The 2473-nt window shown below is 64.4% G+C and carries 2 protein-coding genes and 1 pseudogene; all 3 read left to right on the forward strand.

Annotated features, from left to right (window positions below; all coding sequences use genetic code 11):
* A pseudogene (locus VB775_RS10195) lies at positions 1 to 1044 on the forward strand (hypothetical protein); the annotation flags it as partial.
* A 45-nt stretch (positions 1045 to 1089) separates the two neighbouring features.
* A complete protein-coding gene (locus VB775_RS10200) occupies positions 1090 to 2025 on the forward strand; it encodes a glycosyltransferase family 2 protein (protein WP_323216767.1) in 936 nt (311 codons plus the stop codon).
* 49 nt (positions 2026 to 2074) lie between these two features.
* On the forward strand, positions 2075 to 2473 hold a 399-nt coding region (locus VB775_RS10205), incomplete at its 3' end, for a glycosyltransferase family A protein (protein ID WP_323216768.1).

The raw sequence follows: 2473 nt of genomic DNA on the forward strand, positions 1-2473 counted from the left end.
ATCACCGGACTCGCCGCCGGCGAGGTCCTCAGCGTTCAGAGCGGCCCCACCTTCACCTACACCACCACGAACACACCAACCACCACGACCACCGCACCCACCACCACCACCACGACCACCGCACCCACCACCACCGCAGCACCGACGACCACGACCACGACCACCGCACCCACCACCACCGCAGCACCGACGACCACCACGCCGGGCGCCCTCGCCGGCAACTCGGCCAACGTCACCTGGTCGTGCACGAGCAGCCCGTGCCCGTGGGGTTCCTCGCTCGGCAACCCGGCAATCGTGTGGCCCGCATCGCTGGCACCCACGAACCAACGCCTCGGCTACACGACCTCTGGAGCCGTGTACCTTCCGGCCGCCGCCGCGAACGGCAAGACCGTCACCATCAACACCGGCTCGGCAACCGCCTACGCCGGCCTGCCCAACGCCACCTCCCACCGGGTGCTCGGCACCATCAGCACCGGTCAGTCGCTGGCCATCACCGGACTCGCCGCCGGCGAGGTCCTGAGCGTTCAGAGCGGCCCCACCTTCACCTACACCACCACGAACACACCAACCACCACGACCACCGCACCCACCACCACCACCACGGCGCCGGACTGTACGAACCCGACAGCCTGCAATCCGACCGAATCGGTGACGGCACGGTGGGCCTGCAACACGCCTGGCTGCACCGCGACAGACTGGGTCGGAGCGGTGATCAACTGGCCGTCATGGGCTGCGTACTCGACGAACGGGCGCTCCGGGTCGAACTCACGAACGGTGTACTCCACGTCGGGCAGCCTGCTGTATCCGTACATGGGCGCCTGGGCCAACGGCTGCACCGTCACTGCTCAGTCTGGCCGAGTCCTCATCATCGAGTGGCAACGAGGCACGAATGTGTGGACGGAGACCTGGCTCGAGACGGGCGACACCCATGTCATCACGCTCAGCTCACCTCAGAATGGCGCGATGATCGAGGCGGAAGACTTCTCGTCCGGCTTCAGTGTCAGTCTGGCGAATTGCACCCCGCAGCCCGTCCCGACGGGCTGAACCCAGAGCTGGGCCGTCGGTGAGTCGCCACCTCCGGGCAGCAGAATGAGCGAATTCGAGTCGATCCCGACGGTCAGCATCGGGCTGGCCGTCTACAACGGCGAGATCTACCTCCGTGAGGCGATCGACTCGCTGTTGGCCCAGACCTTCACCGACTTCGAGCTGATCATCTCCGACAACGCGTCGACGGACGCAACCGCGGACATCTGCGCGGAGTATGCCGCCAAGGACACTCGGATCCACTACCACCGCAATCCGACCAACATCGGTGGTGCGAACAACGAGAACTTGACGTTTCGTCTCTCACGTGGCCGATACTTCCGGCTCGCTGCTCACGATGACCGGTGCGCCCCGCAACTTCTCGCCCGATGTGTCGATGTCCTCGACGCCAACGACGACGTGGTGCTCTGCCACACCGGCGTCGTGTCGATCGACGACAACGGCCTGGAGACGCAGATCGTCTACCGCTTCGAGGGCACCGAGGGGAACCCCGTCGACCGGCTGAGGTCGTTGTCGGGCCGGCAGCACTGGTGCGAGGCCACCTACGGACTGATGCGGTCGGACATACTCCGCACGACCGAACTTCAGAAGAACTACACCAACTCCGATCGCGTGCTGCTCTGCGAACTCGCGATGCACGGACCGTTTCACCTCGTGCCGGAGCCGCTCTTCTACAAGCGGTACCATCCGGGCAATGAATACAAGGATTGGCGAGGCCGCATGGCCTGGTTCGATCCGGCGCTCGTGGTGAGCGGGAAGTCGACCTTCCCGAACTGGATGGAGTTGTTCGACTACTTCCGCACGATCGGGCGGACTCCGATTTCCACGAAAGAGCAACTGGACTGCATGTGGGTCACGACCAAGTGGGCATTCACGTACCGGTCGGACCTGGTGCGTGATCTCACATCAGCAGCGAAGCACCGGTTCCGTTCGGGAAGTGAACGACGCCGACGATACGCCTCGGAGGAAACATGGCGGTAGTTCGCTCGGCGAACAATGACCCGTGCCGATGTTTCGTGTGCGCGGGCGCATGAGTCGAGACAACGCACCCGGGTCGCTCGACGTGATCATCGCGACGCGGAACCGGCCCGACGATCTGGCGCGAGTGTTGGAATCCCTGGTGGTCCAGACTTGGCCGGCGTTCCGCGTCATCGTCGTCGACCAGAGCGACGAGCCGCGCGCGAACCTGACGACGATCGCGAACATCGGTGACGATCGGATCCAGCACGTGCCGACCACCTCGCGCGGCAAGAGCCGTGCGCTCAACGAAGCACTGATCACCCATTCCGATGCCGCGGTCATCGCGTTCACGGATGACGACTGCCAGATGGACGCACGGTGGTTGTCCGAGGTGATGAAGTCAGTCGAACGACATTCGGACGCTGGCATGATCTTCGGAACGCTGGTACCGATTCCTCACGACCCTGCA

Source organism: Pseudanabaena sp. CCNP1317 (assembly GCF_034931345.1).
Classification (GTDB): Bacteria; Cyanobacteriota; Cyanobacteriia; order Pseudanabaenales; family Pseudanabaenaceae; genus Pseudanabaena; species Pseudanabaena galeata.